22 protein-coding genes are annotated in these 24,778 nt (G+C 59.4%); 12 read left to right on the plus strand and 10 right to left on the minus strand.

Translation table 11 applies throughout. The annotated features are described in order from the left end of the window. From NNA36_RS10835 to NNA36_RS10845, 3 genes are read right to left on the minus strand one after another with little or no spacing between them, the layout of a single operon-like run. Positions 1 to 2,028: an acetate--CoA ligase family protein gene (locus tag NNA36_RS10835; RefSeq protein ID WP_255107041.1), complete on the minus strand. Its 2,028-nt coding sequence runs from the start codon at positions 2,026 to 2,028 to the stop codon at positions 1 to 3. Between the two features lie 44 nt (positions 2,029 to 2,072). Beyond that, positions 2,073 to 2,363 (minus strand): SelT/SelW/SelH family protein, encoded by a 291-nt coding sequence (locus NNA36_RS10840; protein ID WP_255107042.1) that lies wholly within the window; start codon positions 2,361 to 2,363, stop codon positions 2,073 to 2,075. 3 nt (positions 2,364 to 2,366) lie between these two features. Next, entirely contained in the window at positions 2,367 to 3,530 is a 1,164-nt protein-coding gene (locus NNA36_RS10845) for an acyl-CoA dehydrogenase family protein (protein ID WP_255107043.1), read from the minus strand. Positions 3,531 to 3,607: 77 nt separating this feature from the next. Here NNA36_RS10845 and NNA36_RS10850 point away from each other — a divergent pair, with 77 nt between their 5' ends. After that, positions 3,608 to 4,552: a GlxA family transcriptional regulator gene (locus NNA36_RS10850; RefSeq protein WP_255107044.1), complete on the plus strand. Its 945-nt coding sequence runs from the start codon at positions 3,608 to 3,610 to the stop codon at positions 4,550 to 4,552. Here NNA36_RS10850 and NNA36_RS10855 read toward each other — a convergent pair. From NNA36_RS10855 to NNA36_RS10865, 3 genes are read right to left on the minus strand one after another with little or no spacing between them, the layout of a single operon-like run. Further along, complete coding sequence (locus NNA36_RS10855) at positions 4,549 to 5,520, minus strand: sterol desaturase family protein (RefSeq protein WP_255107045.1); 972 nt, start codon at positions 5,518 to 5,520, stop codon at positions 4,549 to 4,551. The genes NNA36_RS10850 and NNA36_RS10855 overlap by 4 nt on opposite strands. Further along, positions 5,517 to 6,524 (minus strand): sterol desaturase family protein, encoded by a 1,008-nt coding sequence (locus NNA36_RS10860; protein WP_255107046.1) that lies wholly within the window; start codon positions 6,522 to 6,524, stop codon positions 5,517 to 5,519. Before NNA36_RS10860 ends, NNA36_RS10855 begins: the two co-directional genes overlap by 4 nt. A 26-nt stretch (positions 6,525 to 6,550) precedes the next feature. Beyond that, positions 6,551 to 7,306 (minus strand): class II aldolase and adducin N-terminal domain-containing protein, encoded by a 756-nt coding sequence (locus NNA36_RS10865; RefSeq protein ID WP_255107047.1) that lies wholly within the window; start codon positions 7,304 to 7,306, stop codon positions 6,551 to 6,553. A 109-nt stretch (positions 7,307 to 7,415) separates the two neighbouring features. Between NNA36_RS10865 and NNA36_RS10870 the strand changes: the two genes are divergently transcribed. Continuing rightward, entirely contained in the window at positions 7,416 to 8,309 is an 894-nt protein-coding gene (locus tag NNA36_RS10870; protein WP_255107048.1) for a LysR substrate-binding domain-containing protein, read from the plus strand. On the opposite strand, the gene NNA36_RS10875 is transcribed toward NNA36_RS10870, so the two are convergent. After that, positions 8,306 to 10,579, minus strand: a complete 2,274-nt coding sequence (locus tag NNA36_RS10875) for a calcium-binding protein (RefSeq protein ID WP_303623714.1) — start codon at positions 10,577 to 10,579, stop codon at positions 8,306 to 8,308. The two genes, NNA36_RS10870 and NNA36_RS10875, sit on opposite strands and share 4 nt — an antisense overlap. A 129-nt stretch (positions 10,580 to 10,708) precedes the next feature. Continuing rightward, complete coding sequence (locus tag NNA36_RS10890) at positions 10,709 to 11,128, minus strand: glyoxalase (protein WP_255107049.1); 420 nt, start codon at positions 11,126 to 11,128, stop codon at positions 10,709 to 10,711. A 72-nt stretch (positions 11,129 to 11,200) separates the two neighbouring features. Here NNA36_RS10890 and ade point away from each other — a divergent pair, with 72 nt between their 5' ends. From ade to NNA36_RS10905, 3 genes are all read left to right on the plus strand, one after another. After that, positions 11,201 to 13,009 (plus strand): adenine deaminase, encoded by a 1,809-nt coding sequence (gene ade, locus NNA36_RS10895; protein WP_255107050.1) that lies wholly within the window; start codon positions 11,201 to 11,203, stop codon positions 13,007 to 13,009. Continuing rightward, a complete protein-coding gene (locus NNA36_RS10900; protein WP_255107051.1) occupies positions 13,006 to 14,487 on the plus strand; it encodes an AMP nucleosidase in 1,482 nt (493 codons plus the stop codon). The genes ade and NNA36_RS10900 overlap by 4 nt, the downstream gene beginning before the upstream one ends. A gap of 218 nt (positions 14,488 to 14,705) precedes the next feature. Continuing rightward, positions 14,706 to 14,993, plus strand: coding sequence for an HU family DNA-binding protein (locus tag NNA36_RS10905; RefSeq protein WP_255107052.1), 288 nt, complete (start codon positions 14,706 to 14,708; stop codon positions 14,991 to 14,993). Positions 14,994 to 15,061: 68 nt separating this feature from the next. On the opposite strand, the gene NNA36_RS10910 is transcribed toward NNA36_RS10905, so the two are convergent. Then, positions 15,062 to 15,652 carry a cyclic nucleotide-binding domain-containing protein gene (locus NNA36_RS10910; protein ID WP_255107053.1) on the minus strand — a complete coding sequence of 197 codons (591 nt, stop codon included), beginning with the start codon at positions 15,650 to 15,652 and terminating at the stop codon, positions 15,062 to 15,064. Positions 15,653 to 15,961: 309 nt separating this feature from the next. Here NNA36_RS10910 and NNA36_RS10915 point away from each other — a divergent pair, with 309 nt between their 5' ends. The 4 genes from NNA36_RS10915 (at position 15,962) to NNA36_RS10930 (ending at position 18,568) form a co-directional block, all read left to right on the plus strand. Further along, complete coding sequence (locus NNA36_RS10915) at positions 15,962 to 16,390, plus strand: CBS domain-containing protein (protein ID WP_255107054.1); 429 nt, start codon at positions 15,962 to 15,964, stop codon at positions 16,388 to 16,390. A 105-nt stretch (positions 16,391 to 16,495) separates the two neighbouring features. Continuing rightward, positions 16,496 to 17,371, plus strand: a complete 876-nt coding sequence (locus tag NNA36_RS10920) for a DMT family transporter (protein ID WP_255107055.1) — start codon at positions 16,496 to 16,498, stop codon at positions 17,369 to 17,371. Positions 17,372 to 17,428: 57 nt separating this feature from the next. Then, positions 17,429 to 18,142 carry a cytochrome c biogenesis CcdA family protein gene (locus NNA36_RS10925; protein WP_255107056.1) on the plus strand — a complete coding sequence of 238 codons (714 nt, stop codon included), beginning with the start codon at positions 17,429 to 17,431 and terminating at the stop codon, positions 18,140 to 18,142. An 18-nt stretch (positions 18,143 to 18,160) separates the two neighbouring features. Beyond that, a complete protein-coding gene (locus tag NNA36_RS10930) occupies positions 18,161 to 18,568 on the plus strand; it encodes a thioredoxin family protein (RefSeq protein WP_255107057.1) in 408 nt (135 codons plus the stop codon). A gap of 32 nt (positions 18,569 to 18,600) precedes the next feature. Here NNA36_RS10930 and NNA36_RS10935 read toward each other — a convergent pair whose 3' ends face one another. Then, positions 18,601 to 19,506: a LysR substrate-binding domain-containing protein gene (locus NNA36_RS10935; RefSeq protein ID WP_255107058.1), complete on the minus strand. Its 906-nt coding sequence runs from the start codon at positions 19,504 to 19,506 to the stop codon at positions 18,601 to 18,603. A gap of 99 nt (positions 19,507 to 19,605) precedes the next feature. On the opposite strand from NNA36_RS10935, the gene NNA36_RS10940 reads away from it, so the two are divergent. The 3 genes from NNA36_RS10940 to NNA36_RS10950 are packed head-to-tail and all read left to right on the plus strand — an operon-like array spanning position 19,606 to position 24,773. Next, positions 19,606 to 21,126 carry a trimethylamine methyltransferase family protein gene (locus NNA36_RS10940; protein WP_255107059.1) on the plus strand — a complete coding sequence of 507 codons (1,521 nt, stop codon included), beginning with the start codon at positions 19,606 to 19,608 and terminating at the stop codon, positions 21,124 to 21,126. After that, positions 21,113 to 22,288 (plus strand): mandelate racemase/muconate lactonizing enzyme family protein, encoded by a 1,176-nt coding sequence (locus NNA36_RS10945; RefSeq protein WP_255107060.1) that lies wholly within the window; start codon positions 21,113 to 21,115, stop codon positions 22,286 to 22,288. The genes NNA36_RS10940 and NNA36_RS10945 overlap by 14 nt, the downstream gene beginning before the upstream one ends. Positions 22,289 to 22,298: 10 nt before the next feature. Further along, on the plus strand, positions 22,299 to 24,773 hold the full coding sequence (locus tag NNA36_RS10950; protein WP_255107061.1) for an FAD-dependent oxidoreductase: 2,475 nt from the start codon (positions 22,299 to 22,301) through the stop codon (positions 24,771 to 24,773). Positions 24,774 to 24,778: the final 5 nt, after the last annotated feature.

Consider the following 24,778-nt stretch of genomic DNA (forward strand, 5'->3'; position numbering starts at 1 on the left):
TCAATCCTTCCGTCGCATCAGCGCATCTGCCGCAACCGCATCGGTTGGCGTGCAGAGCAGCGGGTTGATTTCAATTTCCTCAAGTCCTTCGGCCTTGGCAAGAACATAGGCCTCGACCGCACGAATGGCCCGCAGGATCGCCGCCCGATCTGCCGCAGGAGCACCGCGATAGCCATCCAACAGCTTGGCCACACGCAGGCTATTCAATGCGTTGTCGATCATGCTGTCGGTCGCAGGCAGCAGGAAGCTCGCGCTGTCTTCCATCACTTCGGTCAGGGTGCCGCCTGCTGCAACGGTCATGACGAACCCGTGCGCCGGATCCTTGACCACCCCGATCAGCAGTTCGGCAACAGCGCCGGTCACCATTTCCTCGATCAGGAAGTGTTCGGTCGGCATGGCAGCTGCGCGATCACTGACCTCTCGCCCGCTCATTAGGTTCAAGGCCACAGCCCCCGCTTCGGTCTTGTGGGCAATGCCCTCTCCTTTGAGGACCACGGGAAAGCCAAGATCAACGGCCGCTGCCCGCGCCGCCCCTGACGAGTTCGCACGTTTGAAGTTGGGCAGCCTCAAACCGTGCCACCCCAAGCGATGTTTGGCTTCGGCTTCTGGCACGAGTTCAGGTGAAACAGTCTCTGTTGGCAGACACAATGGTGGAACGTCTTCCGGTGCGGGTTGCGCCGCGGCTTCGCAGGCCACAATGGCTTCTGACAGCCCCATCAAGGGCACCACACCAGCCGCCAAAAGGCGCTCAGCCACATCCTCGGGGAGTAGTTCCGGCAGGGTCGCCACCATGGCCACGTTTGCGCCCGTTTGTTGTTTCGCTGCAATCGCCGCCTGCACCGTGCACTCCCAATCGTCCGCATCGCAGCGATCGGCGCGCGGAAAATCCACGACCATCATGGTCAGAGCCAGATCAGGATCCATCATGGCGGCCCAGGCTTTGGTCATCGCCTCAGTGTCACGCCAGATATAGGTGTGATAGTCGAGCGGGTTCGCGAGGGCCACCATAGGGCCCAGCGCTTCGCGCAGATCGGTTTTCTGGCGCTCATTCAATTCAGGGAAAACCACTCCGCGCCCATGCCCGGTATCTGCCGCCAGGCTTGCTTCGCCTCCGGAACAGCTTATCGACGCGATCCGGTTCGAAGGCAGGCGCCCGACCACGTGCAAGAGTTTCAGGGTTTCCATGAACTCTGGAATGGAATTCAGGCGCGGGATGCCGAGGCGTGAGAGCAAAGCCCCGGCACCCGCATCGCCCCCCGCAAGAGAGGCGGTATGAGAGACGGTTGCCGCCTGTGCCTGATCCGACTTGCCCACCTTCAGGGCCACAATCGGTTTACCCACGGCACGTGCCTTGGCGGCGAGATCTTCAAAGGCCCGAAGATCACCGAATCCTTCGATATGCAGACCCAGCGCCGTGACGCGCGGATCATCCAGCAGGGCCTGACCGATATGGGCCACACCCGATTGCGCCTGATTGCCTGCCGTCACCACATAGGCCACCGGCACGGCGCGTTTCTGCATCGTCATGTTGATGGCGATGTTCGAGCTTTGGGTGACAATCGCTACGCCCTTGTCCGTAGCATGTCCGCCGTGTTGATCCGGCCAAAGCAGGGCACCATCAAGGTAGTTCACGAAGCCATAACAGTTCGGTCCGAGGAACGGCATGTCGCCCGCGGCTTCAAGCAGTTGTTCCTGCAAGTCGGCGCCCTCGGCATCCTCGGCCTGCGCTTCGAGGAAGCCACTGGCGAAACAGACAGCGCCCCCTGCCCCGCGTTCAGACAACAGGCGCACGGCTTCGATGGTGATAAACCGGTTCACACCGATAAAGCTGGCGTCCGGGGCTTCGGGCAGGTTTTCGATATGCGCATAGACCGGCAAGCCCGCCATTTCCTCGGCCTTGGGATGCACGGGCCAGATTTCACCCGCGAACCCCATCTTGCGGCATTGCTCGATCACGAGACGGCACCATGCGCCACCTCCGATCACGGCAATCGTTTTAGGCCGGAATAGTCTCGAAAGATCGCGCATCAAGAGTCTCTTTTTCTGTTCTTCAAGCTGCCGGAGCACTGGCGTTAGCTGGATGGGCTGCGGTCGTTGTGACCAAGGTCGCGGTCCGGGTCGATCTGGTCGCGCAGGCGGCGTTTGAGTTCCTTGGCTTCAGGAAACCCGCCATCGCGCTTGCGCTCCCAGATCAAGACGCCGTCCACGTTTACTTCGAAAACCCCACCAACCTCGCCGGGCACGATGGTGACACCACCGAGGTCGGTCTGGAACGTTTGCAACAATTCCTGCGCCAACCATCCTGCCCGCAAAAGCCAATTACATCCGGTGCAATAGGTGATGGTCACGCGGGGTTTTCCCATGGATCAGGCTCCGAGAGGTCTCAGCATCTCGCGGCTGATGATGTGCCGCTGGATTTCACTGGTCCCTTCCCAGATACGCTCAACCCGCGCGTCGCGCCAGATGCGTTCGAGAGGCAGTTCATCCATAAGCCCCATGCCGCCATGAATTTGGATCGCTTCATCGGCCACAAAAGCCAGCATCTCGGTCGCCTTGAGTTTGGCCATCGACATGTCGCTCTCGGTTACGGTGCCCTGATCGTATTTCCAGCCGGCCTCCCAGGTCAGAAGGTTCGCGGCCTTCAGTTCCAGCGCCATGTCGGCGAGCTTGAAGCTGATACCCTGAAACTTGCCGATCTGCTGGCCAAACTGCTTGCGTTCGGCGGCATATTCCACGGCATGTTGCAGCGCACGTTCGGCACGACCCAGACAGGTCGAGGCCACCTGAAGGCGCGTTGCGCCAAGCCAGGCGTTTGCCACTTCGAAGCCCTTGTCGACTTCGCCAAGCACCGCGGAGGCAGGCAGGCGGCAATTGTCGAATTCAAGCACCTGGTTGGTATAGCCACGGTGGCTCACGTTGCGATACCCGTCGCGCACCACGAAACCCGGTGTTCCCTTGTCGACGAAGAAAGCTGTGATCTTCTTTTTCGGCCCGCGCGGCGTGTCTTCGACACCGGTCGCCATGAAAACAATCGCGAAATCGGCAATGTCGGCGTGGCTGATGAAGTGCTTGGTGCCGTTCAGAATCCAGTCATCGCCATCTTTCTTGGCCGAGGCTTTCATGCCACGCAGATCAGACCCCGCGTCCGGCTCGGTCATGGCGAGACAATCCCATTTCTCACCGCGCAGACACGGATAGAGGTATTGTTCTTTCTGTTCGTCGGTTCCGGCCAAAAGAATGTTCGAGGGGCGGGCGACCGCCGTCCAGTGCAGCGCATAGTTCGCGCGCCCCAGTTCCTTTTCGTACATCAGCCAAGTCAGCGTATCGAGCCCTGCACCGCCTACCTCTTCGGGCATGTTGGCCGCATAGAGACCGGCCTCCATCGCCTTTTTCTGAACGTCCTTGATCACGTCCATATCGAGATGGCCGGTGCGTTCAATCTCGGCTTCGTGCGGGTAGAGTTCATTCTCAACAAAGGCGCGTGTCGTCTCGACGATCATCGCCTGTTCTTCGGTCATCCCAAATTGCATCTTGTCGCGCTCCTATGCGGGTTTCCTTCATCTGAAATCACTTGCATCAAAGCACCATGCATTGATAGGCATTTTTCATGCAAGAATGGGCGAAAACTTCCGCTACACCGCAGCGAATCGGTGTCCTTCTCTTCGAAGGATTTTCCAACCACTGCCTTGCCAACACGGTGGAACCGATGCGGGCCGCGAACATGCTGTCTGGCCGCAACCTTTACGACTGGCAGTTCCTCGCACTGGATGGTGCGGCGGTGGCATCGTCCAGCGGCCTGCAAGTCACGCCACATGCCCGCTTGATCGATCATTCCGGCGACATGCTGATCGTCATGCCCTCTTACGGATTTCTCGACCACGGCGGCTGGAAAACCCAATCCGCGCTGCGCGGGGCCGCGTCGCGCTATGATATTCTTGCCGCGATGGACACCGGCAGCTGGCTTCTTGCCGAGGCCGGGTTGCTGGACGGGCATCGCGCGACAATTCACTGGGAAGAACTGATCCGTTTTTCGGAGCGGTTTCCCGAAGTCGAGGCCTTGAGAGAAAGGTTCGTTCTGGACCGGGATCGCATCACCTGTTCCGGTGCGATGGCGGCATTCGATCTCATCATGCACCTGATCGGGCGTGATCACGGGCAGGCCCTCGCGCTTGAAGTCGCGCAGCTGTTCATGACTCGCGATTCGGCGCGATCTCATGCCGGTGGGGCCAGCTCCTCAAGCCGCGTGGTGAACCAGGCGCTGGCCTTGATGCAGGAACACCTCGAGGAACCTCTGCCGATATCAGAGATCGCTCGCCTAACGGGACGCACACAGAAAGCCCTGGAAACCCGCATGCGGGCGGATCTTGGCGCGACACCTGCACAGGTCTATCGTCGCCTGCGCCTGAACCTCGCGCGCAAGCTGGTCGTGGAAACCGATCTGCCGGTTTCCGAAATCACGCTACGCGCGGGCTACGAAAACTCAGCCTCCATGACCCGCGCTTTCCGCGAGGAATTCGGCACAACGCCTCGTCAGCTCCGCCAGCACGACTAGCTCTGGTTGCGACGTCGCGCGATCCTTTCTCGCATCATCTCCTTGGCCTTGGCTGAACCGTCGTGAAAGGTTCCAAACAGCTTGTCCCAAGGCACTTCAAGCGTGCCGTAGTTCACTTCGAAATAGCGATGATGCAGTTGGTGATGGAAATTCCCCAAGTGCAGCCGCTTGCGTCCTCCTGCCCAGACGCCTTCGAACCCGGTGTGCGTGATGATCGCGTAAAGACCGTAGAACATCAGGTGGCAGATCAGGTGAACCGGATGGGTCGGCAGAAAGAAATGCACGAAGATCGTTCCGAAGTAGAACAGGTGCTCAACCGGGTGCATGCTCAGGCCGGACCAGGGGCCGATATCCGTGTTGCGGTGATGCAGGGCGTGGAACCTGTAGAATGGTCCGGCGTGTAGAAGGCGGTGAATCCAGTAGAAATAGAAACTCTCCCAGATCGGGATCAGGAAGAATATCGCCACGAACCAGACAGGGTTTTCCGCCCATGTCAGCACAGGCGCAAAGCCATTCGACATCGACCACCAGATCAGCACCTCGTACCCGCTCCAGACAGTCACGCCCGAGGCAATCGCCCAGAACATGTTGTCGTGAAGCTGATTGCCAAAGGTGAAGACACGACCTTGCCGCGGGAAGGGCCTTGGATCGTATTTGTGGTCGGTGCCCTGCAATTGATAGCGGTGAAAGACAAGGTGCAGGCCATGCGCGAGCAGGAGCACCAGAAGACAATTGCGCAACCAGATTTCAGCTATCCAAAACCCCGGTTGCGCGGCGTCTTCAAGGGTTGGGCTCGACCAGAAGTAACTGAGATAGGCGAGCCCAACGATGCCAAGATTAATCGAAATGGGAAACCAGCTGTCCCAGTACCAACGCAAGATCGCGACCGGGCGCAACGGCCATTGGAAGAGTGGATTTACCCCCAGGGGCAAGTCGGGCGTATAGTTCCACTCTTTCCGCTGTGTCATTTCGTATACATCTGCTTTTTGTGCGCGCGGGTCTGGATCGTCCCCGCTTCGCTCCCATCGTGGTACGTGCCGAACCACTTGTCGAAGGGAATCTCGGACGTGCCATAGTTGCACTCGAAATACCGGTGGTGCAGCTGGTGAAAGAAATCCCCTGTACGCGCCACTTCGTTGTCGGTCACCACGAGTTTTTCAAAACCGCTATGGCTGAGCACAGGGCTGATCTGCTGAAAGTAGGTATGGAACAGCAGGTGCATCGGATGCGACGGTACGATCAGGTGGATGAAGTACGTGGTGAAGTAGAGGATGTTCTCGAACCAGTGATTCGAGATGCCCGACCACGGCCCCGTGTTCACGTTGCGGTGGTGAACGGCGTGTACGTGTTTGTAGAGACGTGGTGAGTGCTCAAGACGATGCACCCAGTAGAAATGCAGCCCCGACCACATAGGGATGAAGAACATCCAGGCGATGCACCAGATCGGCGAGTCTGCGAAGGTCACGGTTGGCACATAGGCATTCGCCATCGCCCACCAGATGATCCAGTGATAGACGGTTGCGACCGTCATCGCGCTGCCAAGGGTCCACCAGATATTGTCCCAGACCTGATTGCTAAAAGTGAAGGTGCCGTTGCCCCGGCTCAGGTCGCGCCTGTCGAACTTCTTGGTCATCCCCTGGCCCTTGCGGATGTAGAGCCACCAATGCAGCCCCCCGGCAACGACCGTCTGGGCCACCATGTTCATCAGCCAGATACGGACCATCCAGCCAGCCTGGAACGTTTTCATCTGTTCAAGTGGCGGCAAGGCCCAGAGATAGGCGATCGAGGCAATCGCCATGCAGACAACCAGTGACGTGAGCTGCAACCAGGCCCCCCGGTACCAGTTCCAGACCGCGCGAGGATTGGGCGGCCACGCAAATAGCGGGTTCAGCGCCACCGGTTGTGGTGGCCGATAGTTCCAGCGCGCAGCTTCTCCGTCCGCTGCGAAGTCGTTTGTGACATCCGTCGGCATTTCGTCCTCCCAAACGATAGTGTGCCTTAGCTGGCGTAGTTAGACCCTTCCTCATCGAGGATGGCCTTGAGTTCATTGAGATGGCGCACGTCCTGCTCCGGGTAGTCCTCGAGCTCTTGTGCGGTTTTCTCGGCAATCTCGTCCGACAGCACGCGTAGCGGCTGGCCGGTTTGCAGGGCGCGGATATAGGTCTCGGCCGCGCGCTCGAAATAGTAGAGCCGGTTGAAGGTATCCGCGACGGACGACCCGATCACCAGAACACCGTGGTTGCCCATGATCATGGTTTTGACCTTCGGATCACTCATCATCGAGGCACAGCGTTCACCTTCCTCCTCGAAGGCAAGGCCGCCAAACTGGTTGTCGACAACATAGCGGTTGTAGAAAGTCGCCGTGTTCTGATCGATCGGCGGCAGGGTGCTGTCTGCCAGCGCAGCAAGAACCGTGGCGTGGATCGAATGCACATGCATCACGCAACGGGCATGCGGGCAGCGGCGGTGAATGCTGCCATGCAGTCCCCAGGCCGTGGGATCAGGCGCATCCGGACCTTCGAGGGTCTTGGGATTGTTGGCATCAAGGAACAGAAGATCGCTCGCCTTGATGCGGCGAAAGTGCATCTGGTTAGGGTTCATCAGGAACTGGGTGCCATCGTCGTTCACTGCAAGGCTGAAGTGATTGGCGACCCCTTCATGCATGTTCAGACGTTCCGTCCAGCGGAACGCGGCGGCCATATCCACGCGTTCCTGCCAGAAATCCATATTGGGGCGAAGTTCGGCTACACTCATTTTTGCGCATCTCCCTTAGATGCGATCAAGCCTGCCCAAGGCGGATTTTCTTTACCAACGAAAAAAACAAAGGCATACCATTAGTCAAACTTATGATCGAGTTATAGCCATGCAACCTGGCCTGCCGCCTCTGAACTGGCTCCGTGCCTTCGAAGCCGCCGCGCGCCACCTGTCATTCACGGGTGCCGCGGCCGAGCTGAACATGACGCAAAGTGCCGTTTCCCAGCAGATCAAATCGCTCGAAGGCCATCTGGGCCAGCCCCTGTTTTACCGCCGTCCCCGCACCCTCGAACTCACCACGACAGGTCTGATCTATCTTCCCGTGGTGCGCGAGGCCTTTCGTACCTTGCGGCGTGGCACCCGTGCCTTGCTTGGACCGGAAAGCAATGTCTTGCAGGTGCAAAGCAACATCACCTTCGCGATCTACTGGCTTGCTCCGCGCATTGGCCGGTTTCACGAGCGTCACCCCGACATTCGCCTGAACATCCGCACCGAACTTTGGGAGCCGCGCGACATGGCCGAAGGGGCCGATGTGGAAATCCGCTATTCCCTGAACCCGGCGCCGCATCTGAATGCCCGCCTTCTCAGGAAAGACCACTACTATCCGGTTGCGGCCCCCGACTATGCCGTCACGCTGGACACACTTGCGGAACAGCCTCTATTCGACTGTTCCAACCTGATGTGCAATTGGCCATCATGGGCGGAAGAACAGTCTCTATTCTGGCCCAATCCGCACATTACCTACTGTACAACCTATTCCGTTTCGATGGCGATTGCGGCGGGTGGCAGCGGCGTCGCCCTTGCGCATGACACGATCGCGGCGGGCCTAATACAACAGGGCAAACTTGTCCCGCCTTTTGACCTGCGCGTCGCTATGGAAGAGGCCTACTACATCCTGCTTTCAGCACAGGCGCAGGACATGCCGGCCGCCCACGCTTTTGTGGACTGGCTGGAAGAGGAAATGCACCTGTTTGAAACCGAGCTGGAACACCTGCGCCCCTAGATGAAATCAATCCATCCATCGAGGTAATTGAGGCTTCCCTTGCCCTCAATCGTGAGTGACTCACCACCGGAGAAATAGAAGACAAGGTTATTGCCCGCATCGAACTTGGTGTGCTGGTCAATCACTTCGATCACGGTCTTTCCGCCACCCCAAAGGTCTTCATCAAGGGCAAGGCGATCCGACTTCTTGTTCCAATCTGCGATACGGTGCTGGCCATCGCCCAGCCGAAGCACAAAGCTGTCCGCACCGCCTCCGCCAAACAGGCTGTCGGTTCCGGTGCCACCTTCAAGGGTGTCCCTGCCCAAGCCGCCTTTCAGCGTATCGTTGCCCGCCTCGCCAAACAATTCGTCGTGGCTTTCCGCGCCAATCAGGAGATCTTCGTTGTCTCCGCCGAGCAGGGTGTCGTTGCTAGCCCCACCGGTCAGAGTATCGTTGCCGGCTTCGCCATTTGAACTACCGCCATCTTTGCCCGAGAACAGCTTGTCATTTCCGGCACCGCCATACAGCTGGTTATAGCCGTTTCCGCCATATACCGTATCGCCGCCAAGACCACCGTAAAGGTTGTCATCACCGCCGCCACCAACGATCGAGTCATTGCCAGCACCTCCATAGATGAGGTCGGAACCGCCTTCGCCCAAAAGCGTATCCCTGCCGCCGTCTCCCCACATCTGATCGGTGCCAAAGCCGCCTTTGAGCAAATCATTGCCACTGCCAGCGCTCATGAAGTCGTTGCCACTGCCCCCTTCAAGGGTATCGTCATTGGCCCCGCCATAAAGGATGTCATCATCATCTTCCCCCATGAGCTTGTCGTTGCCCAAGCCACCTGAAAGACTGTCATCCCCCACACCGCCGATCAGCAGATCGATGCCATCGCCGCCAACGAGATAGTCAATCCCGTTCTCGCCCAGCAGCGTGTCGTTCCCGTCTCCTCCCTCGAGGATATCCCAGCCAACGCCACCATTCAGGGAATCATTGTCGGCGCCGCCAAAGAGCTGGTCGTTCCCGACGCCACCAATCAGGGTGTCTGCCCCCGCATCGCCCTTGAGCGTGTCGTTGTGTTTGCCGCCATCAATAAGGTCGGCATCATTTTCGCCGTTGAGGGAATCTTCTCCATCGCCACCAAGCAACGTATCGTTCCCGTCACCGCCAAGCAGGGTATCGACCCCTTCGCCTGCATCCAACAGGTCATTGCCCGTGCCACCCACCAGATAGTCATCGCCATCATTGCCAAACAGCAGGTCATCGTCTTCGTCGCCGGCAACGACATCGTTGCCCTTGCCGCCAACGAGCGAGTCGATCCCGGTGCCACCGCCAAGGGTGTCGTTGTCGGCACCCCCAAGCAGCGTGTCGTTGCCGTTACCCCCATTGAGAATATCCCAGCCATTTCCACCATTGAGAAGATCGGTGCCATCCCCTCCAAACATGGTATCCACACCGGCTTCACCCTTCACGATGTCATTGCCAGCACCGCCATCCATAAAGTCGTGGCCCGTACCGCCAAGCAACGTGTCATTCCCGAGATCGCCCATCATGGTATCGAGGCCATCATCGCCCTGCATCTCATCGTCACCTGCTCCGCCGGACAGGTTGTCGTTATCCGCGCCCCCAGAAAGCGTATCGTTGCCATTCCCGCCATTTACCTGGTCGAATCCCGCGCCGCCCAAGAGCTTGTCGGCATCCCCCTGACCTTCCAGAAAATCATCGCCGACACCCCCAGAAAGCGTATCCTGGCCCAGGCCTCCAAACAGGAAATCCCCGTCCTTGTCGCCGCGCAGAAAGTCGTTGCCAGCGTCGCCGCTCAGGAAATCGACACCGACACCGCCGTAGAGCGTGTCATTGCCATCGCCGCCTTCAAGGTTGTCACTCCCGTCGCCTCCACTCAGGAAATCGGCTCCACCCCCACCAAAGACACCGTCATCGCCGCCTTCTCCAAGAAGGCTGTCATTGCCAGAGCCTCCCCTTACGTGGTCGCGCGCGTCTCCGCCCAACAGCGTGTCATTTCCACTGCCACCTTCCAGGGAATCCTCGCCAGCTTCACCCAGCAACTTGTCGTTGCCATTGCCCCCCAAGAGCGTGTCAGCACCATAACCGCCAAAGAGCTTGTCGTTGCCGTCCTCGCCGTTCAGCAGATCCTTGTCTCCGCCGCCCCTGATGACGTCATTCTCGCCGCCACCGTTGATCGTGTCGTTCCCCGCGAACCCCAGCAGCGTGTCCTTGCCAATGGTTCCGGCAAGAAGATCTGGATTTGCTGTTCCCTTGATTTTCGGCATGGCGTTGTCTCCCCTTTCGTCTCGCGTACAGACACTCCCATTGCCTGCAACGGTGAACGGCTCATTGCGACCAAGGTCGTGAGCGCTCGGGGATTATATCAGAATTCGGGAATGCGAGTCTGACTTATGTCAAAGCGGTCTGGACGGCACCCAGGCATAGCCATCGCCACACAGGAGATAGGCCTCTCTCAGGCCGTGTGGTTTGTCGGTGGGAGGTTGCAGAACGTGCATCCCGGCCGCCTCTGCGCGGTCGGCGCACAGATCCGGATCACTGTCGTAGAGCCTGATTTCCACGCCAGCCCCACGCGCACCAGACTCGGGAAGAAGACCAGGGAGAGGATGCGAGTGATACGTAGCATCGCTATGAACCTGAAACACCTGATCGCCATAGGTCAGGATTGCGAAATCCCTGGTGACACGGTGTGCTTTCATTTCGAAAACAGTCTCTAACATGGCGCAAAGAGCCTGAACATCGCGTACCAGGATGTTGATCCCGATCCCTCGCAAAGACGCCCCGAAATCGGCCGCGCTGACAGTTTCAAAATCCACCTGAAGCTCCTTTCACGAAACCTTCACCATGCCTAGCCTTGATCACCCCTGCAACGCGTGTCAACGTGGGACATGGAGCCTATTCAACTGAAAACATGGGCCGAATGTGCCCCCCGTCTTGTTGCCGTCGCCGCCGGGCGCGCGCCTGCAGACACCGTTATCCGCAATGGCCGTTGGGTCAACGTCCACACCCGCGAAATTCTTCCAGACCACGATATCGCAATCGCCGAAGGGCGGATTGCCTATGTCGGGCCGGATGCCGATCATTGTATCGGGCCGGAGACCGAGATCATCGAAGCGGATGATCGCTACATGATTCCCGGCCTGTGCGACGCCCACATGCACATTGAATCCGGCATGCTGACGCCAGCGGAATTTGCCCGCGCCGTCATTCCGCACGGCACGACCAGCATGTTCACCGACCCGCATGAGATCGCCAATGTCCTCGGCCTCGAAGGTGTGCGGATGATGCACGACGAAGCCCTGATGCAACCCGTGAACATTTTCACGCAGATGCCCTCCTGCGCCCCTTCCGCCCCCGGCCTTGAAACCACCGGTTTCGAAATCGGGCCGGATGATGTGTCCGAAGCCATGCAGTGGCCCGGAATCATCGGCCTTGGCGAAATGATGAATTTCCCGGGCGTGGTAAATGGCTCGCAGCAGATGCTGGCGGAAATCGCCGCGACACAGGCCGCGGGAAAAACGGTGGGCGGCCACTATGCCTCGCCCGATCTGGGCCCGGCCTTTCACGCCTACGCAGTCGGAGGCCCGGCAGACGACCACGAAGGCACCTGCGAGGCCGATGCCATTGCCCGCGTGCGTCAGGGGATGCGCTCGATGATGCGCCTTGGCAGCGCCTGGTACGACGTGGAAAGCCAGATCACGGCCGTCACTGAAAAGGGGCTCGACCCACGCAACTTTATCCTCTGCACCGATGATTGCCACTCGGGCACGCTCGTCAACGACGGCCATATGAACCGCGTGGTGCGGCATGCCATTGCCTGTGGATGTGATCCGGTGATTGCCCTGCAAATGGCGACCATCAACACGGCAAGCCACTTTGGCCTCGAACGCGAACTCGGCTCAATCGCGCCCGGGCGGCGTGCGGACATCATCCTGACCAGTGACATTGAAACCCTACCGATTGAACATGTGATCGCGCGGGGCCGGACTGTCGCCAAGGATGGTGAGATCCTCGTTGATTGCCCGCACTATGACTGGCCTGAACATGCCCGGAACACCGTTCGCCTTGGCCATGAACTCGCCGCGGAAGACTTCGCGATCCCCGCGCCTGAAGGCGCAAGCGAGGTGACAGTCAACGTTATCGGTGTGGTCGAAAACCAGGCTCCGACAAAGGCTCTCACTGCAAATCTTCAGGTCGAAGATGGATTGATTCAAGGTGATATAGAGACTGATATTGCCCAGATTGCCCTTGTCGAGCGCCACCGCGCAACCGGCGATGTGACCAACGCTTTTGTTTCAGGGTTTGGCTACGCGGGCAGGATGGCGATGGCCTCGACCGTGGCCCATGACAGCCACCACATGATCGTGGTTGGCACCTCGCGGGAAGACATGGCGCTGGCGGCCAACCGGCTGGGTGAGGTTGGTGGCGGTGTCACCGTGTTCAGGGAGGGTAAGGAAATCGCGCTCGTTGAACTGCCGATTGCCGGCCTGATGTCCGATGCCCCTGCCGCCGATGTCGCGGCCAAGGCGCAAGCGCTGGTCGAAGCGATGGAAGCCTGCGGTTGCACCCTCAACAACGCCTATATGCAGCATTCCCTTCTTGCACTCGTGGTGATCCCCGAGCTGCGTATTTCCGATCTCGGCCTCGTCGATGTGACGCGGTTTGAATTGACTGACCTTGTGACTGGAACCAAATGACACCTGCCCAAGACCTTGCCACCCTGACGCCCCCCTCCTATGCCGCCGAAGCCTTTACCGATGCGCGCGCGGCCGTGGACCGGCTTGAAGAGCTTTATGAACAGGCAACCCGTTTTCTCTGCGACAGCTTTCGGAACACCTTGAATGGCGGACCGCGCGGCAATCGTTTCCGCGCCTTCTATCCCGAGGTGCGGATCACCACGAAAACCTTTGCCCAGGTCGACAGCCGCCTGTCCTTTGGCCATGTCTCGGAACCGGGCACGCATGTTGCAACGATCACCCGCCCAGACCTGTTCCGCCATTACCTGGAACAGCAGATCGATCTCCTGATCTGCAATCATGGCGTGCCAGTCATGATCGGCCCGTCGACAACACCGATCCCGATCCACTTTGCCGTAAGCTCCGATGCAGACCTGACGGTGCCGCAACAGGGGGCGGCCGCCTTTACCCTGCGCGACATCTTTGATGTGCCGGAACTCTCTACGACGAACGACGACATCGTGAACGGCATGCACGTGCATGATTCAGATGACACAGGCCCCCTTGCCCTCTTCACCGCCCAGCGCATCGACTATTCGCTTGCACGGCTTTCGCACTACACCGCGACGGACGCCGAACATTTTCAGAACCATGTGTTGTTCACCAACTACCAGTTCTATGTGTCCGAGTTCGAAGCCTATGCCCGTCAGCAGCTTGGTGACCCTGAAAGCGGCTATACCGCCTTTGTCAGCACCGGCAACCACGCGATCACCACGGCGGATGGCACGCTGCCCACCGTCGACAAGCAACCGCAGATGCCGACCTATCATCTCAAACGGGCGGATGGATCGGGCATTACACTGGTGAACATCGGCGTCGGACCCTCCAACGCCAAGACAGCCACCGACCATATCGCCGTCTTGCGCCCGCACGCATGGGTCATGGTTGGCCACTGCGCCGGTCTGCGCAACTCACAATCTCTGGGTGATTTCGTTCTGGCCCATGCCTACCTGCGCGAGGATCATGTACTGGATGACGATCTCCCTGTCTGGGTGCCGATCCCGCCGCTGGCCGAGGTGCAGATCGCCCTTGAGACGGCTGTGGCCGAAGTCACCGAGTTGAAGGGCTATGATCTCAAGCGTGTCATGCGGACCGGCACAATTGCCACCATCGACAATCGCAACTGGGAACTTCGAGACCAGTCAGGCCCGGTTCAGCGGCTGAGCCAATCACGCGCCGTCGCGCTGGACATGGAAAGCGCCACGATTGCCGCCAACGGTTTCCGGTTCCGTGTGCCCTATGGCACGCTTTTGTGTGTGTCCGACAAACCGCTGCATGGGGAACTCAAGCTTCCCGGCATGGCGTCAGACTTCTACAAAACGCAGGTGGCCCGCCACCTTCTGATCGGAATACGCGCGATGGAAGCCCTGCGCGACATGCCTCTTGAGCGGTTGCATTCGCGGAAATTGCGCAGCTTCGACGAGACTGCATTCCTCTGAGAAATGCCGAACAGCGCAAAGTGACGCTACGTCGTGGACTCGTCATAACGACACCAGAAGTGTTCAAGGCGACAGAGACTGGCCCTTTTGGTCAAAAAATTCGTGGATAACCCTAATTTTTTAGGGTTTTCGCGCCCAGATTTCGTTGTGTTCCCTACACTATTCCCCTTAAATGCCGGACACGAGGCCCGGTTCGGGCAGACTAAGGAGACCTGAAAATGGCAAAACCGATGACCAAGACCCAACTCGTTGCTGCACTGGCCGAAGATATGGGCACCGACAAGAAATCCGCAGCAGCAGCTCTGGACGCCGTTTGCAACCTGATCACCCGCGAAGTTTCGGGTGGCGGCGCGGTAACCCTGCCGGGTGTTGGTAAGATCTACTGCCGTGAGCGCCCCGAGCGCATGGTGCGCAACCCCGCCACCGGCGAGCAGATCAAGAAAGAAGCCGACAAAGTGGTCAAGATGACCATCGCGAAGGCCCTGAAGGACAGCGTTAACGGCTAATTCTTCGGATATTCGAATTGGGAAAAGGGTCGTCCTGGGGCGGCCCTTTTTCTTTTCGGCAACCCGCCCTAGGCGGCGTTGTCTTCGACAAAGGCCCGCAGGACGCGCAGGTCATCAACGCTGACATGCCGTACTTCACTGCGCACACCGACCGGCTTGAGGCGTGCAAACGCCCGCGACAGGCTCTCGGGTTTCATTCCCAGTTTGCCCGCCAGAACAACCTTGCCATAGGGAAGCTCGACACGCGTCGCGCCGCCCGCCTTGTCGCACAACTCAAGGATGAATTCCGAAAGTCGCTCGATCCCGCTTTTTACCTTCAGGTTTTCGATCTGGGTCATCATAGCATCAAAGTGGCCCGAGGCCGCCGACAGAACCGCGTTGCTGATTTCGCGCTCGGCGCCGGGGCAACCGCAAGTGCAATTTACGTCGATGAGCAACATCGAGCAGTTGGTCACGGCCTCAGCCGAAACCGGGCTGCGCCCGCGTTGCAGCGCTGCGATTTCGTCAAAACTGTCGCCCGCCCCGACGGTCGCAAGAATCGCTTCATGCCCGCTTGGGGAAACTCGAAACAGTTTGACCCAACCGGATTGCACGATCTTGATGGCATCCGCCGGCTCATCCTGAAGGCTGATCGTGCTTCCTCGCGAAAAGGTTTTCACCCGCGCTTTCGACAATAGACAAGTTCGGATTGGCTCGGACAATTGTTCGAGCAACGGTAACCCCTGTCCGAAATCCGCCATGCGAATCTTCATGCTTCCCCCTAAATGCGCGTGGAGGCTTATTAGACAGGTTCGCGCTATCGGAAATTGAGGCAGATCAATGCACAAAAAACCGTCACATAGTCCTAAGTTCAGTGCGAAATGAAATCCAATAGACGCATTTTGCAGACAACGCGCCTTAAACATGTGGATTGGCACATATTTACTTTGCGCTCAGCACAATAAGAAAACGCCACGTATGGGGACGCCATGACAACAACAACGATTCGCGCCATTCTTGGAAATCGCCAAGTTTTTTCCGTCTCTCCCGAAACAAGCCTGCGGGACGCGTCCATGTTGATGGCCGACAACGCCATTGGGGCTGTCGCGGTGATGACAAACCAAACCCTAGTCGGGATCCTGACCGAGCGCGATATCGTTTTCCGTGGCGTTGCTCAGGGCCTTCGAACGGATGAGGGCACTGCTGGGAAATGTATGACAGCCGACCCCGTCACCGTTGAAATCGACGATGCCATCTCCGACGCGCTGGCAGCCAAGCTGGGCGACGCCTTCCGTCATCTTCCGGTGATGGACAACGGAAAGTTGTGCGGCATTCTTTCGTTCCGCGATATTCCTGCCGAATACATCATGATGTTCGAACGTTTCCGCGAGATGTCAGCCGCACACGCGGATGACTAGATCCGGGATTGCGAAATCGTGAGCGCGAAACCTGAACGCGGGCCATTGCGACATTACTGCGAATGAGCTTACATCGCAGCGATGGTTAACAGGTGAGGCAAAGCCATGGATCTTCGCGCAATCGGCATGGGCCTCTTGTTTGCCCTGATCTGGTCATCTGCTTTTACGTCGGCGCGCATCATCGTTGCCGATGCTCCGCCCTTCGCGATTTCTGCCATCCGGTTTACCATCGCAGGCATCATCGGTGTCGCGATCGCGCGCGCCCTTGGTCAATCCTGGCACCTGACACGCGATCAATGGCGTGCGACTCTGGTTTTTGGCCTCTGTCAGAACGCGATCTATCTCGGGCTCAATTTCCTCGCCATGACAACCGTCGAAGCCTCTCTGGCCTCGATCATCGCCTCTTCGATGCCGCTCATGGTCGCCCTGGCGGGATGGGTGGTTCTAAAGGAGAAACTCTCGCGCCTCGCGACCTTTGGGCTGGTTCTCGGCTTTGGGGGTGTGATCCTGATCATGGGCACGCGCATCGGCGCAGGTGTCGATATGTTCGGCGTGATCCTCTGCCTGATTGCCGCCGCTGCGCTCACCATCGCCACCCTTGTCATGCGCGGTGCGTCTTCTGGGGGCAACATGATGATGGTCGTCGGTTTGCAGATGTTCGTCGGCGCGGGGGTTCTATTTGTCGCCTCGCTGATTTTCGAAACCTGGGAGTTCAACTGGAACCCCCGGATGCTGACGGCCTTTACCTACACGATCTTTGCACCGGGCCTGCTGGCCACCTGGATCTGGTTTGCCCTTGTCGCCCGTATCGGAGCGGTCCGCGCCGCCACCTTTCACTTTCTGAACCCGTTCTTCGGGGTCGCGATTGCCGCCGCCCTTTTGGGCGAAGCCCTCGGTCTGATGGACATCATCGGGGTTGTGATCATCTCGGCCGGCATCCTTGCCGTGCAGCTTTCGAAACAATCCCACACGCCCAAGTGATCTCCTGTCAGCAGGGTTTGTGCTGACAGTCGGCCGCTGTGCGGCACATAAAGGGCCATGGAACTCCTGTTTGCATATGGTGCGGGTCTCTTGACCCTGATCAACCCCTGCGTCCTGCCGGTCCTCCCGATCGTGCTGGCAACGGCCCTCCAGGCCAGCCGCCTCGGCCCCCTCGTCCTGGCTGCTGGCATGAGCCTCAGTTTCGTTGCGCTTGGGCTTGGTGTCACGACATTCGGTTATGCAGTGGGCCTGAACGAACAGGACATCGCCAAGGCCGGGGCCGTGCTGATGATGGGTTTCGGCCTGATTCTTCTCGTGCCCCGGTTCTCGGCTGCCTTCTCGACCGCCACTGCCGGCGTCGCCGCGTCTGCGGATGCCGGTCTCGATCATGTCGATCGCTCAACCCTGCGCGGTCAGTTCCTTGGCGGTATGCTGCTCGGCGCTGTCTGGAGCCCCTGTGTCGGCCCGACCCTCGGCGGTGCGATTTCCCTGGCCAGCCAAGGAGAAAGCATCGGCTGGGCCGCCGCCATCATGGTCTTCTTTGCCTTGGGCGTCTCGAGCATCATCCTCGGCCTTGGCTACGGTGCGCGTTCGGCCCTGATGCGCAGACAGGCCCTCATGCGCCGTATCGCAACTTCGGCCCGCCCTGCCATGGGGGTCATCTTTGTGGCCGTCGGGGCGATGCTCTTCTTCGAAATCCACCACATCCTCGAAGCCTGGCTGGTGATGAACCTGCCGGCCTGGCTCATCGATCTTTCCGTCTCCCTCTGATCCAGAAAGGACATTTTCATGAAACGTCGTGACTTCCTCCTGATTGCCGCCGCATCCGCCACCCTGCCCCGCGTTGCCTTTGCTGCGATGGATTACACGCCCGGCGTGGTGCAAAAACACCTCGATGCAGGTGACACCGTTTTCCTCGACTTCAAGACAAGCTGGTGCACGACTTGCGCCGCGCAGGAACGGGTGATCAATGCCCTCAAGAGCGAAAATCCCGCCTACGAAAAGAACATCGTCTTCGTGAATGTCGACTGGGATCAATATGCCAAGGCCGAGCTGAGCACGCGCCTGAACATCCCCCGCCGTTCCACCCTCGTGGCCCTGAAAGGCGACAAGGAATTGGGTCGCATTGTCGCCGGAACCTCCAAGGCGCAGATCAAAGGTCTGATGGACACCGCCCTGTCAGCCGCGACCGCCTGACCACTTCGGGTCCGGCGAAAACCGGACCCAACCTAGGCCTCGGCCTGCGCAATCAGCCAGTCGCGCACCCGTTCCGCCTGCGGAATAAGGCGATTGCGCTTGGACCAGACCAGATAAAACCCCGCCCCGGTTTCCCAGGCCCATTCCTTGCGTGCTGCCAGCAGCCCCTGATCGATCAACCGTTCGGTCACATGCCGCCAGCCAAAGGCGAACCCCTCTCCGGCCATGGCTGCCTGCAAGACCAAGGCATAATCGTTCAGCCGCAGACCTGCCTTGGGGGTGCGGTCAGACAGGTCGTGATGCGCAAACCAATCCGACCACGTCGGCCTTTCGCGCACGGGTTCTTCCAGATGGATCAACCGCTCATATAACAGATTCGGAACCGTCTTGAGGTTCACGGCCGCCGCCATCACCTGCGGGCTGGCAATCGGATAGATCACCTCGCGGGCAATCAGAGCGGCATGACAATCCGCCCAATCTCCATACCCTCGCCTTATGCCAAGACTGATGTCTTCAGCATCCAGATCCGGATCACGATCACTGGTCTGAAGCCGCAGGTCGATCCCCGGATGTGCATCGTGGAAGGCCTCGAGACGCGGCACCATCCAGTAGTAGGCAAACGCGGTTGAGGCCGACATGGTCACGTGGTCGTTCTGCCCCCGCTGATGCACCGCGCGTGCAGACGCCAGAATGCGCTCCAAGGCCACGGAAACATCAGCAAACAAACGCTCTCCCGCGGGTGTGAGCGTGACCGACCGATGCGCCCGAAGGAAGAGCTTCACCCCAAGACTCTCTTCCATCTGGCGGATCGCGGCGCTGACGGCGGGTTGCTGAACATTCAGCTCGGTCGCGGCCCTGGTGAATGAACCAAGCCGCGCGGCCGCCTCGAAAAAGATGAGGTGGCGGGGGGATGTCAGAAGTTTCCACAGCTCTTGCATAACTGTGGTTTATTCATTCGATCAGATTTTTCAAGGATCACAAACGCTCTGCCCCGCCGTACCCTGCTCCAATCCAACCTTTCAGGAGCATCTACCCACATGGCACGCCGCGCCCGTTCTTCCCGTTCCCGCGATACTGCGCCCAGCGTCTCTCCGGCATCGCCGCATATCCGGCGCACCCTGCCATTCTTCGATCCGCTGGACGAGGAACAACTCGCGCGCCTCGAAGGCCAGGTCGACTGGATCATGCAGGAGGTCGGCATTGCCTTCCGGGATGATCCCGAAGCCCTGCGCATCTGGAAAGAGGCCGGCGCAAAGGTCGATGGCGATATTGTCCGCGCGCCATCCGACTGGATTCGCAACCTCTGTGCAAAGGCACCTCGTGAATTCACCCAACTCGCCCGCAATCCCGCGCGGTCGGTCAGCATTGGCGGCCAGAACCAGGTGTTCGCCCCGATTTACGGTGCCCCGTTCGTACGCGATCTGGAAGGTGGCCGCCGCTATGGCGACATGGAGAGTTTCGAGAAGCTGGTCAAGCTGACCTACATGCACCCGAACCTGCACCACGGCGGCTTTGTGATCTGCGAGCCCTGTGACGTGCCGGTGAGCAAGCGTCACTTTGACATGCTGTATGCGCATATGACCCTGTCGGACAAACCGCACCTTGGTGCCATCACCGAGATGAGCCGCGCCCAGGACAGTGTCGACATGGCCGAGATCATCTTTGGCGAAGACGTGATGGACGAAAACTGTGTCATCATGGGCAACGTCAACACCAACTCGCCGCTGCTGGTCGACAAGGTCGTGACCGAGGCCATCCGCGTCTACTCGTCCCGTGGGCAGGGCATTATCGTGGTCCCCTTCATCCTGTCCGGCGCGATGGGCCCGGTCTCAACGGCCGCTTCGGTGGCGCAGGCGATGGCCGAAGCCATGATGGTCTGTGCCTTTAGCCAAATCGTCCGCCCCGGCGCGCCCTTTGTTCTTGGCAACTTCCTGTCGTCGATGTCGCTGAAATCTGGCGCCCCCACCTTCGGGATGCCCGAGCCGGTGATGTCGAACTATGCAATTGGCCAATTGGCCCGCCGCGCCGGCCTGCCGCTTCGTTGTGGTGGATCGCTGACCGCCTCGAAGATCGAAGATGCCCAGGCCGCTTACGAAAGCGCCGACTCGATGCACTCGACCATGCTGGCGGGCGCAAACTATGTGCTGCATTCCGCCGGATGGCTTGAGGGCGGCCTGTGCACCGGTTTTGAAAAGCTGATCATGGATGCCGACCGCCTTGGCGGCTACCAGAAGGTGCTCGATCAGGGGCTGGATGTCAGCGACGAAGCCCTTGCCCGCGATGCCTATGGCGAAGTGGACCCCGGCGGTCACTTCCTTGGCTCGGCACACACCATGCGCAACTACCAGATCGCCTTTTATGAACCGAAACTCAGTGACTCCGAAAACGTGGAAAGCTGGGAAGAGGGTGGCTCCAAGGACATGCGCCGCCGCGCCTATGAGCGCTGGAACGAAATGCTTAACCACTACGAGGCCCCGGCCATCGACGAGGCCAAGAAGGAAGAGCTTGCCGCCTATGTCGCCAAGCGCAAGGAGGAGATTCCGGATGCCTGGTATTAAGATCACCGGCCTGCGCGCCACGCCGATCAATATCCCGCTGGAAAAACCCATGTGGTGGACCGGCGGGCACTATCCCGGCACCTCGAAAACCATCATCGAGGTGGAAACCGATCAGGGTCTCGTCGGACTGGGCGAGGCCCCTTCGGTGGATGTGGTCGAAACCATCCGCGCCATGGGCGAACGTCTGATCGGGGCCGATCCCCTCGATATTGCAGGATGTGAATCCCTGTGTGTCCCGCCCTGGCAGATCGTTCAGAACACGGATGACTCCAGCGTTGTGAAAGCCTTTGGGGCCATTGAGATCGCTCTGTGGGATTTGCGCGGCAAGGTCTCGAACGAGCCGCTCTATCGCCTGCTGGGCGGCGCGGTGCGCAAGGACATTCCCTTTACCGAGTATTTCGGCTTTCGCGAAGGCGGCGAGATGGACCCGCAGGCCATTGCCGATTACTGCCTGCGCATGCACGAAGAACACGGCTCGACCATGTTCGAAGGCAAGCTGATCCTCGGCGACCCGGAGCTTGAGATCGACACGGTCAAGGCCATCCGGGAAACGCTCGGACGCAAGGCGATGATCCGCCTCGACAGCAACATGCAATGGTCCCTGCCGACTGCAATCCGCGTCTTCCGCGAAATCGAACCCTACGACATTCGCAACTACGAAGACCCAGTGGCCACCTTCGAAGAGATGGCAGAACTGCGCAAACATTCGTCGATCCAGATCTCGACCCACGTGCCCGATATCCGCCGCGCCGTTGCGCTTGGCGCGCCTGACTATATCGTCACCAATTTCGCGGTTCTCGGTGGCATCGCCCGCGCCGTGCGCTTCATTGGGGCCTGCGAGGCCATGGGCGTCGGCTTTTGGTGCTACTCGGGTGATGCCGGTATCGCGACGGCCGGCTACCTGCACATGAAGGCCGCTATGCCGTGGATCACCGAACCCAGCCAATCGCTGTTCCGCTGGCAGATTGGCGACGTGATCGAGGGTGGACCGTTCCGCCAGACCAACAACACGATCCGCGTACCGGAAGGCCCCGGCCTTGGGGTCACGCTGGATCGCGATGCCCTTGCCCATTGGCACAACCATCTCGTCGAGAACGGACCTCTCGACCATTTCCATGACCCCGCAATGCCCGGCCGTTTCCGCCGGTTGCCCCTGAACTGAGGACGCACACATGTCAGACAACTTTGCGCAATCCACGCTGAACATTCACAAGGAAGAAGGCAGCACCGACAAGAAACTCCCGTCCCACGCCAAGGTCGTGGTGATCGGCGGCGGCGTCGTGGGCTGTTCGATCCTATTCCACCTTGCCAAGTTCGGCTGGAAAGATGCCGTGCTGCTTGAACGTGACGAGCTGACCTCCGGGTCCTCGTGGCACGCAGCGGGCCAGATTCACACGATCTCGTCCGACCCCAACATCTCGCGCCTGCAATCCTACACCATCGACCTCTACAAAGAGATCGAGGAAACCTCGGGCCACAGCGTTGGCCTGCATATCACCGGCGGTTTCTACCTCGCGTCGAACAAGACATGGTACGACTACCTCAAGCGCGAACGGTCGAAGGCGCGCTATATGGGTCTGAACCAAGAATTCATCAGCCCCGAGGAAGTCGCGGAACGTCACCCGCTGATCGACCCCAAACACTACTATGCCGCGCTGTGGGACGATCAGGACGGCGATCTCGATCCGTCGGGCGCAACCTATGCCTTTGCCAAGTCGGCCAAGGTGCATGGCGCACAGTATTTCACCCATTGCGGCGTCACCGCGATGAGCCAGCGCCCTGACGGCAGCTGGGACCTGACCACGCCCAAGGGTGTGATCAACGCCGAGCACGTGGTGAACTGCGGTGGCCTGTGGGCACGTGAAGTGGGCCATATGTCGGGCATCAACCTGCCGGTGCAGCCGATGGAGCACCACTACCTGATCACCGACAAGATCGACGCCGTCGTGAACCACGGCTCGCGCCTCCCGGCCGGTATCGACTACGAGGCCAACATCTACTTCCGCCAGGAACGTCAGGGCATGCTTCTGGGCACCTACGAGCCCAAGGGCACGCCATGGAAAGTAGACGGCACACCTTGGGACTTCGGCCACGAACTCCTGCAACCTGATCTCGACCGCATTGCCGACCGTCTGGAAATGTCCTTTGAACGTATCCCCGCCATTGGCGAGGCCGGGATCAAGGACATGATCAATGGCCCCTTCACCTTTGGCCCCGACGGCAACCCGATGATCGGTCCGGTTCCGGGCATGAAGAACTATTGGGTCGCCGTGGGTGTCATGGCGGGCTTCTGCCAGGGTGGCGGCGTCGGCCTGACCATGGCGGAATGGATGATCGACGGCGAACCCTCCATCGACGTCTGGGCAATGGATGTGGCCCGCTTCGGCGAGTTCGCGACACCCGACTGGGGCACCATCAAGTCGACCGAAAACTACGAACGTCGTTTCGTGATGACCTTCCCGAACGAAACCCTGCCCAAAGGCCGGATGCAAAAGACCACCGCTCTCTATGACCGACTGGTTTCCAAGGGGGCCCGCATGGGCCAGGGCTTTGGCCTCGAAAATGCCCTGTGGTTCGCTGACAGCCCCGAAGACGCCCATGAAGAGCCGACCTTCGAGCGCAACCGCTCTCACGACTATGTCGCGCGCGAAGTCAAAGCGGTGCGCGAAGCCGTTGGTGGTATCGAGATCGCCAACTTCGCCAAGCACGAGTTCAAGGGCGCCGGTGCGCGCGCCTACCTCGACCGTGTGCTGGCTGGCTATGTTCCGAAACCGGGCCGCCTGACGCTGACGCCGATGCTGACCCCCAAGGGCAAACTCTATGGCGATCTCACTGTGGCTTGCCTTGCCGAGGATCACTTCATGCTCTTCGGGTCCGGCGCAATGCAGGAGGCACACCGCCGTTGGTTCGAAAAAGACCTGCCCAACGATGTGACCTATGCCAACGTCTCTGACGACTGGCATGGTATTGCCCTGTCCGGCCCCAAGTCGCGAGAGCTTCTACAACGCATCACCCGCGATGACGTCTCGGGCGAGGCCTTCAAGTTCCGCGACCTTCGCCAGACCTTTGTCGGCGGCGTGCCGGTCATCCTCAACCGGATCAGCTTTTCCGGTGAACTTGGCTACGAGATTTACTGCAAACCGCAGTACCTTCTGCGCCTTGCCGAAGCCATTGAAGAGGCTGGCAGCGACCTTGGCTATCGCTGGTATGGTGCCCGCGCGCTGATGTCGATGCGCCTTGAAAAGGGCTGGGGTGTCTGGACCCTCGACTTCCGCCCCGACTTTGACGCCGTGGAATCCGGAATGGACGTTTTCATCAACTGGAAGAAGGATTTTGTCGGAAAAGAAGCGACTCTGGCCGCGAAAGAGGCAGGCGCCAAGCGCAAACTCGTGACAATGACCATCGACGTGGACGGCATTGACGTGTCGAACGACGAGGCGATCCTCAAGGATGGCGAAGCCGTAGGCTACATCTCGTCGGGCGGATATGCCCACCACGCGAAGAAGTCGATGGCAATGGGCTATGTCACGGCAGAACACGCTGCGGCAGGCACCAAACTACAGGTGGAGATCCTGGGTGAATTCTACGACGCGGAAGTCCTGGGCGCACCCATCTACGACGCCAACGGCGCAAACATGCGCGCCTGAGTCCA

Source organism: Shimia sp. CNT1-13L.2 (assembly GCF_024331145.1).
Taxonomy (GTDB): Bacteria; Pseudomonadota; Alphaproteobacteria; order Rhodobacterales; family Rhodobacteraceae; genus Shimia.

Excerpts from the sequence above, each read along its gene's own strand:
- NNA36_RS10835 (WP_255107041.1), bottom strand. The coding sequence starts at position 2,028 with ATGCGCGATCTTTCGAGACTATTCCGGCCTAAAACGATTGCCGTGATC.
- NNA36_RS10840 (WP_255107042.1), bottom strand. The coding sequence starts at position 2,363 with ATGGGAAAACCCCGCGTGACCATCACCTATTGCACCGGATGTAATTGG.
- NNA36_RS10845 (WP_255107043.1), bottom strand. The coding sequence starts at position 3,530 with ATGCAATTTGGGATGACCGAAGAACAGGCGATGATCGTCGAGACGACA.
- NNA36_RS10850 (WP_255107044.1), top strand. The coding sequence starts at position 3,608 with ATGCAAGAATGGGCGAAAACTTCCGCTACACCGCAGCGAATCGGTGTC.
- NNA36_RS10855 (WP_255107045.1), bottom strand. The coding sequence starts at position 5,520 with ATGACACAGCGGAAAGAGTGGAACTATACGCCCGACTTGCCCCTGGGG.
- NNA36_RS10860 (WP_255107046.1), bottom strand. The coding sequence starts at position 6,524 with ATGCCGACGGATGTCACAAACGACTTCGCAGCGGACGGAGAAGCTGCG.
- NNA36_RS10865 (WP_255107047.1), bottom strand. The coding sequence starts at position 7,306 with ATGAGTGTAGCCGAACTTCGCCCCAATATGGATTTCTGGCAGGAACGC.
- NNA36_RS10870 (WP_255107048.1), top strand. The coding sequence starts at position 7,416 with ATGCAACCTGGCCTGCCGCCTCTGAACTGGCTCCGTGCCTTCGAAGCC.
- NNA36_RS10875 (WP_303623714.1), bottom strand. The coding sequence starts at position 10,579 with ATGCCGAAAATCAAGGGAACAGCAAATCCAGATCTTCTTGCCGGAACC.
- ade (WP_255107050.1), top strand. The coding sequence starts at position 11,201 with ATGGAGCCTATTCAACTGAAAACATGGGCCGAATGTGCCCCCCGTCTT.
- NNA36_RS10900 (WP_255107051.1), top strand. The coding sequence starts at position 13,006 with ATGACACCTGCCCAAGACCTTGCCACCCTGACGCCCCCCTCCTATGCC.
- NNA36_RS10905 (WP_255107052.1), top strand. The coding sequence starts at position 14,706 with ATGGCAAAACCGATGACCAAGACCCAACTCGTTGCTGCACTGGCCGAA.
- NNA36_RS10915 (WP_255107054.1), top strand. The coding sequence starts at position 15,962 with ATGACAACAACAACGATTCGCGCCATTCTTGGAAATCGCCAAGTTTTT.
- NNA36_RS10920 (WP_255107055.1), top strand. The coding sequence starts at position 16,496 with ATGGATCTTCGCGCAATCGGCATGGGCCTCTTGTTTGCCCTGATCTGG.
- NNA36_RS10925 (WP_255107056.1), top strand. The coding sequence starts at position 17,429 with ATGGAACTCCTGTTTGCATATGGTGCGGGTCTCTTGACCCTGATCAAC.
- NNA36_RS10930 (WP_255107057.1), top strand. The coding sequence starts at position 18,161 with ATGAAACGTCGTGACTTCCTCCTGATTGCCGCCGCATCCGCCACCCTG.
- NNA36_RS10935 (WP_255107058.1), bottom strand. The coding sequence starts at position 19,506 with ATGCAAGAGCTGTGGAAACTTCTGACATCCCCCCGCCACCTCATCTTT.
- NNA36_RS10940 (WP_255107059.1), top strand. The coding sequence starts at position 19,606 with ATGGCACGCCGCGCCCGTTCTTCCCGTTCCCGCGATACTGCGCCCAGC.
- NNA36_RS10945 (WP_255107060.1), top strand. The coding sequence starts at position 21,113 with ATGCCTGGTATTAAGATCACCGGCCTGCGCGCCACGCCGATCAATATC.
- NNA36_RS10950 (WP_255107061.1), top strand. The coding sequence starts at position 22,299 with ATGTCAGACAACTTTGCGCAATCCACGCTGAACATTCACAAGGAAGAA.